The sequence below is a fragment of the Janthinobacterium sp. GW821-FHT03C08 genome, assembly GCF_059420905.1.
Genome location: NZ_JBWKUP010000009.1, coordinates 302994 through 310002, shown reverse-complemented (window position 1 = coordinate 310002; position 7009 = coordinate 302994). Strand labels below are relative to the sequence as shown.

6 protein-coding genes are annotated in these 7009 nt (G+C 62.0%); 1 reads left to right on the top strand and 5 read right to left on the bottom strand.

Annotated elements, in window-relative coordinates:
- Positions 1-415 precede the first annotated feature (415 nt).
- The gene (locus tag AC07VL_RS15440; RefSeq protein ID WP_494806640.1) at positions 416-1795 is read left to right on the top strand and encodes a sodium-dependent transporter; all 1380 of its coding nucleotides are present in this window, start codon (positions 416-418) and stop codon (positions 1793-1795) included.
- On the opposite strand, the gene AC07VL_RS15435 is transcribed toward AC07VL_RS15440, so the two are convergent.
- The 5 genes from AC07VL_RS15435 to AC07VL_RS15415 all read right to left on the bottom strand — a co-directional run bounded on the left by AC07VL_RS15435 (position 1796) and on the right by AC07VL_RS15415 (position 6939).
- On the bottom strand, positions 1796-2410 hold the full coding sequence (locus tag AC07VL_RS15435) for a M15 family metallopeptidase (RefSeq protein WP_494806639.1): 615 nt from the start codon (positions 2408-2410) through the stop codon (positions 1796-1798).
- Positions 2410-3312, bottom strand: a complete 903-nt coding sequence (locus AC07VL_RS15430; protein ID WP_494806638.1) for a LysR family transcriptional regulator — start codon at positions 3310-3312, stop codon at positions 2410-2412. The genes AC07VL_RS15435 and AC07VL_RS15430 overlap by 1 nt, the downstream gene beginning before the upstream one ends.
- An 83-nt stretch (positions 3313-3395) precedes the next feature.
- On the bottom strand, positions 3396-4205 hold the full coding sequence (locus tag AC07VL_RS15425; RefSeq protein ID WP_494806637.1) for an N-acetylmuramoyl-L-alanine amidase: 810 nt from the start codon (positions 4203-4205) through the stop codon (positions 3396-3398).
- Positions 4206-4235: 30 nt separating this feature from the next.
- Positions 4236-5183: a BadF/BadG/BcrA/BcrD ATPase family protein gene (locus AC07VL_RS15420; protein ID WP_494806636.1), complete on the bottom strand. Its 948-nt coding sequence runs from the start codon at positions 5181-5183 to the stop codon at positions 4236-4238.
- Between the two features lie 94 nt (positions 5184-5277).
- Positions 5278-6939, bottom strand: a complete 1662-nt coding sequence (locus tag AC07VL_RS15415) for a glycoside hydrolase family 10-like protein (RefSeq protein WP_494806635.1) — start codon at positions 6937-6939, stop codon at positions 5278-5280.
- Positions 6940-7009: the final 70 nt, after the last annotated feature.

The window sequence follows — 7009 nt, the reverse complement described above, 5'->3', positions numbered from 1 at the left end:
CTACTTCCGAAGAAGTATCCTATTTCATTATTTCTTGTGAACATTTGATATTTTAAGTATGACGCCAATCCGAAGATTGACGCTGCACTGCATCAAATGTCCACACTTATCGACTGTTAATTGTTAAAGAACTGTATTCGGTTACTGCTTTCGCGCCATCGACAAAGCGTTGTGTTTGTCAGCTGCGAAGAAGGAAGAGTATGAAGCATTTCGCTAAATCCGTCAACTCCTTCTTTTCTACTACCCAGCCCCTGAAGGCTGTCCCTTTTGTGCCGCAAACTAGTGCGTCTCATTGGGGAGGCGAACTATAGCAAAGCGCCCCAGCGGGCGCAAGGCTTTTCCCGGGTATTTGCGGCCAACTGCTACAATTTCGCCCCCTCAGCGTAAATCCGCGCCCATATATAGAAGATTCACCATGAAACAACAAGCTCAAGGATCAGGCCTGACCCTGAAACGAGCTGGCTTTACCACTGGCTTCGGCGTGCTCGCCGCCACCCTCGGTTCCGCAGTCGGTCTCGGCAATATCTGGAAGTTCCCCTATCTGACAGGCGCCAATGGCGGCGCCGGCTTCCTGCTCATCTATCTGCTCGCTACCTTATTAGTGGGACTGCCCGTGATGATCGCGGAAATCACCCTGGGGCGCCGCGCCAAGGTCAACCCGATTTCCACCATGGAACAGCTGGCACCGAAGGGCAAGCCCTGGTGGCTGGTCGGCTTTATCGGCATGGTCGCCGCTTTCCTGATCGTCGCGTTTTATTCGGAAGTCGTGGGCTGGGTGTTTGCGTATATCGCCAAGGCCATTGACGGTTCCATCCTCAGCAGCGACAAGCTGGTGACGGAAGCGGCCTTCGCCTCGCTGATCAGCAATCCTTTGCAATCGCTGTTGTGGCAGTGGGGCGTACTGCTGTTTATCGGCGGCATATTGATGCTGGGCGTGACCAAGGGCATAGAGGCGATCGCCAAGAAACTGATGCCGCTGCTGTTCCTGCTGTTACTGCTGCTGTGCGCGGTGAGTCTGTCGCTGGATAAGGCGGGAGAAGGATTGGCGTTTCTGTTCCGCCCTGACTTTTCCAAGCTGACGGCTTCCGTCGTGCTGACGGCCATGGGCCTGGCCTTCTTTAAATTGTCCGTCGGCATGGGCACGATGATGACCTACGGCAGCTATTTCCGCGACGACCAGAATATCCCCGTCACCACCTTGCGGGTGATGGCGGCCGACCTGGGCGTATCCATGCTGGCCGGTATCGCCATCTTCCCCGCCGTGTTCACGTTTGGCTTCGCCCCCAGCGCGGGTCCGTCGCTGGTGTTCATCACGATTCCGGCCGTATTCTCGCAAATTCCGATGGGGCAAGCACTGATGGTGGTGTTCTTCATCCTGGCCGCCGTGGCCGCCACGGGCGCGATGCTGTCGCTGATGGAAGTGCCCGTGGTGATTTTCCATGAGCGCTTTGGCTGGACGCGCACTAGGGCCACCGTGGTGACCATGCTGCTGCTGGCCGTGCTCGGTTCCGTGTGCGCGCTGAGTAACAGCACCCTGGCGGACTTCAAGCTATTCAATTTGAATATGTTTGATTTGTTCGACTTCGTCTCGTCGAATATCTTCCTGCCCGTGGGCGGCATCGCGATTGCCTTGTTTACAGGCTGGGCCTGGGGCAAGCAGCATTTCATCGAGGCGATCAGCAATCACGGCCAGCTGCAAAATACAGCCCTGGCGCACGTGCTGCTGTTCCTGCTGCGCTTTGTCTCTCCCGTGCTGATCCTCATCGTGATGCTGAAGGGATTGAAAGTCTTTTAATCAGAGTACCCGGGTGTAGGTCTGGCGCACCAGCACCCGGTCGCCGCAATCGAAATGCCACCATTCGCTATTGATGCCGAAGAAGCCCGCCTGGAACATGGCGTCGCGCAACAAGCGGCGATGCGCCACCTGCTCTTCCGTAATTTCCCCCTTTTCCAGCAACACCAGTTCCAGCGCAGGGTGCGAGCGCTCACTCAGGTCGTCGAAACCCGTGCCCATGTCCAGTTCCTGGCCGTCCGGCCCCACGATGGTGATGTCGAGCGCCATGCCGAACGAATGAATGGAGCCGCGCGACGGTTCCGCTATATAGCCGAGCAACTCCGTGCCCTGCAGCGCATCCCACAATTGCTGCTGCACCCGCTGGGGGCGCAAGGCGTCGAGCACCAAGAGATGATGATCGGGGCGATGCGCGGCCAGCCAGGCCACGGCTTTTTCCAGCGCGGCAGCCGCATCGCGGTGCAGCCAGGCGCAATCGATGGGGCTGTATAAATCGCGGCCGACGAAATTGTCGGGCGTGGCATAGCGCAAGTCGACGGCGATGCCGGCGATGCTGCTCAGGTGGCGAAATTGCGGATCGCTGCCGACCGCTTCCAATTGCAAACTTGCAACAGACATCAGACTCCTCTTTCCAGGCAGTTGCGCGCCGCCACGCCAATGCTGTCGGCCAGGCGCCGCGCGCCATGCGACAGCGGCGAGTGGCTCGCCGTCAATAAATACAGTTGGATGGGGATGGTGGGCGCCCAAGGACGGCGCTGCAGCCGCTCGGGCGAACCGGACGCCGCCGTAAACGGGTCGACCACGGCCATGCCGGCGCCCGCTTCCACCAGGGAACGGGCGATTTGATACGTCTGCACCACAGTACTGAAGACGGGGTGGATATCCTGCGCTTCGCAGGCGGCCACCACCAGTTCGCCCAGCGGATCGTTGTCCGCATGGCCGATCAGCTCGCCGTTCAGGCCATGCGCCGTCAATGGCGTGCCGCAATCGGCCGCATGCCAGGTGCCGGCCGGGGCGATGACCGTCATGACACCCTGCGCGAGCGGTTCGGCCACGATGCCCGGATGACGCGGGTCTTGCAGCGATACGGCCAGGTCCGCTTCACCGAGGCGCAGGGTATTGACGATCTCGCCCGTGTGGTGGGTAGCCAGCTGGCAACGCGTGTGGGGAAAGTCGCGCCGCCATTGCGTCATGGCAAACGGCAAGACGCTGATGGCAATGGTGGGCGTGGACACCAGACGGATGGTTTCCACCGCATGGCCCTTCAGGCTGGCCGCCAGGCGGCGGATGCCCAGCAAGTCGCGGTTGAGCTTTTCCGTCTCGACAAACAGGCGGTGCGCCTCGGGCTTCGGGTACAGCTTGCCCCGCACGCGCTCGAACAGCGGCATGCCCAGTTGCAACTCGCAATGCTGCAAGACCTTGGTCACGGCCGGCTGCGAGATATGCAGCACCTGGGCGGCGCCGCTGATGGTGCCAACTTGCATGATGGCGTGAAATACTTCGATATGACGCAGCCGCATGAGCTATTCCTTTACCTTGCCGTGGCCCCGTGGGCCGTCAACGTTCAGCATATAAGAAAAAGTCATGGGCTGGAACGGCCATGCTACTTTGTTGCAACAGCCGGTGTTGCAGGGGCCGGCGTCGTCAAGACTTCCAGCAAGGCCGCCGTTTCGCCGTCCGGCGTGCCGTCGAACAACTTGTTGCGATACTTCATCTGGAAGGCGATCAGCACATTGCGCGTCGCTTCGTCGAACACGCCCGTATTCGGCGTGGCATAGCCATGCTGGGCCAGCTTTTTCTGGAACCAGACGGCGTCCGGCACTTGCTGGTCAAAAATGGCGCGCTGTGCGGCAACGCGGTTGGCGTCCGGCCACACGATCAGGCCCGCGTCGGCCAGCTGGCGCCAGGGGAACAATGGACCCGGATCCTGCTTGCGCTGCGGCGCGATTTCGTTGTGGCCCAGGATATTTTCCGGCGCAATGTTGTAGCGCGCCTGGATATCTTTCAGCAGCGGGATCAGCTCATCGATCTGGGCCTGCGAAAACGGATACCAGATACGGCCTTCCGGCGTGTCCTTGTAGCCAGGGTTGACGATCTCGATGCCGATCGAGCTCACGTTCAACTGTGTATAAGTCTTCCAGTTACTCACACCCGCGTGATTGGCCTGGCGCGATTCGTCGACCAGCACGTAAAACTTCGGCTTGTCCGTATCCGTCAGCAAATAATGGCTGCTGACCACTTGTTCCGTCAGGATCTTGATCGAGCGGGGCAGGTCGCTGACCGTGTAATGGATGACGATGAATTTCACGCGCGGGCTTTGGCTGCGCGCCGTCAAGCTGTGGTCGAGGTGCGGCGCGGGCGTGCTACAGGCGGAAAGCAGGGCCACCAGCAGGGCGAGGGCGATTTTTTTCATGAAAGATCCGTGTTCGGGTTAATAAAATGTTCAGTCTTTGCCGCCGCCCTGGCTGGCGGTCCTGGCAGCCACCTGCGCCGCAGCTTCATGTGAACGGGCAACTTTTTGCTCCATGGTTAACGATACAGGCAAAGCGGCGCGCATGGCAGCCGCGATGGCCGGATGCAATTGCGCCGCACGCCCGGCCAGCACCACGGGACGGGGACCATGGCGCGCCGTCAGGGCCAGGGCCAGGCGCGCCAACTCCTGCCCGGCGCGCTGCAAGATATCCAGCGCCAGCGGGTCGGCATCCGCACTGGCGGCGACGGCCAGCGCCAGGCGGCCGATGGTACCCCGATCCTGGCCATACATGAAGGCACGCGACAGCGACCAGTCGCTGCCGCCGACATGCGCAAATACCGCCTCGGCCATGGGCGATTCCTGCCAGCTGCCGGGCGCTTCGTCTTCGCGGCGCCAGATGTGGCGCAAGGCTTCGCGGGCGATCCAGTAGCCGCCGCCCCCATCGTCGAGCAGCACGCCGCGTCCGCCCGCACGGTGGAACACGCCCTCCGCATCGATCCAGGCGGCGATCGAGCCCGTACCGGCGTAGACCAGATAACCTTCGCCGGGTTCAAAACTGTCGCGATAGGCGATTTCAATGTCGTTGCCTATGCTGACGTGGGACGCGTCCAGCCCCAGCAAGGTGGCCAGCGTTTGCGCCAGCGCAACATCGTCGCCGCCAAAGCCCGTCAAGCCCGCCACCACGGCACGGGGCCGGCCGACGGCCAGCACGGCCTGGCACAGCCGGGTAAACGTGGCGTGCACGGCAGCGCGGCCCGCCTCGCTGCTCATTTGCAAGGCAGACAAGCCTTCGACGGCGCCGTCGGCCACGATGACGCCATCGGCGGTGGCCAGGGCCCAGCGCGTCTGCGTGCCGCCCGCGTCGATGCCCAGCCCGAGCACGGCAGTGTCAGTATTGGTTGCAGGGAAGGAAATCATGGCATGAGTGTAAAGCCAAGCGAAGCTTGCAGGCATGAAAGCTTGCGCATGTTTCATGCCTGCAGGTTATGGACTACTAGTGAACCCTCAGCAACTACTTGGCAGCGGCCGCAAACGGTGCGCGCACGGTGACGCGGGGGCTTTCATTGCCGAGGCGGTCCACGGCGCTGACCACCACCGCATTGACTTGACCAGAGGCATCATCGACCAGGGTCAGTTCACCTTGCACGCCCGTGACCACGGTAAAGCGCCAGTCTTCGCCGTAGCGGGCCCAGACGGCATATTGCGCCACGGGCTTGCCGCCGCCCGCCGCCAATTTGACGTTCAGGCTGGTGGAATCGCGGCGCGTGGCCACGGCCGGCGTACCGGGCGCGTCCTTGCCCAGCCACGGCGTGGCGGGAATCAGGGCCGGGCTTTGATACACGCTCGCCTTGAGCTGGTCGCTGATTCCCTTGCGGTTCTGCATCAGGGGCACCATGCTGAAATGCACCTGACCATTCGCGCCGGGGCGTGTGCGCGTCACTTCCACCTGCTTGATGATCTCTTGCGGCGTGAAGGACTTGGCGGAATTGTCGATGCGGCTCGTGTACAGGCCTGGCCACACGTGGCGGCCATACGGATTTTGCGCCAGCCAGTAGTCGAGCAGCACGCCGAACGCCTGCGGCGCCTGCGCCACGGGCCAGTACAGCTGCGGCGACAGGTAATCGAGCCAGCCTTTGGCCAGCCACAGTTCCGCATCCGCATACAATTTGTCGTACTGGCTGAAGCCGACGATGCCGGCAGGGCGGCGGTCGGGACGGCCTATGCCGAACGGGCTGATGCCGAAACGCACCCAACTCTTTTCGCGGTGGATGCCTGTATACAAGGCTTCGATCAGCTGGTTGACGTTCTGGCGGCGCCAGGAAGCGCGGTCCAGCTGGCCGCCGGCAAGCAGATATTGCTGCCAGGAAGGTTCATCGGGGAAGGGCAGTTCACGCCTGGCGCCGCCATTGCCCGCGTCCAGCGCGGCCGTTTCCGCACCGGCACCGGCGCCAGGCGCATCGATCGGATACGGATAAAAGTAATCGTCGATGTGCACGCCATCGATATCGTAGCGGCGCACCACGTCCAGCACCACGTCCGTCGTATGCTTCGAGGCGGCGGCGTCGCCCGGGTCCATCCATAAGTAGCGGCCGTATTGCTTGACGGACGCGGGGTTGGTGGATGCGAAACTGTCGCGCGCCAGCGGCGACTTGGCCGTCGCGTGGCGGGCACGGTAGGGGTTGAACCAGGCGTGCAATTCCAGGCCGCGCGCATGCGCCTGCGCCACCCAGAAGGCCAGCGGGTCATACATGGGCAGCGGTGGTTGGCCTTGCTTGCCCGTCAGATACTCCGACCAAGGCTCCAGTTGCGATGGGTAAATCGTGTCCGCGCTGGGACGCACCTGCAGCACAATCGCGTTCAGATTCAAGGACTTGGCGCGGTCGAGGATGGCGATCGCTTCCGCTTGCTGCTTGGCGACAGGCAAATTGCTGCGGCTGGGCCAGTCGATATTGGCCACCGTCGAGACCCAGGCGGCGCGGAACTCGCGCGGCGCCGGCGGCGGCACTTCGCCCGTGATGTGCTGCACGGGCGGTACTGCCGGCAAGCCCGCTTCGCCTGGCGTCACTGCGGAGGGCATCTTGGTGCTGGTACAGCTGCTGAGCAATGTGGCGGTGGCCAGCGCAGCCAGTACGCCAGCCGTGGCGCCCAGGCGTTTTTTGAAAGTAGACAACAAAACAATTCCTTGCAGTGGTGAAGCGCAGGTCTATCGGTGGAGCATTTTACTGTGCGCCCGCCATCCTTGC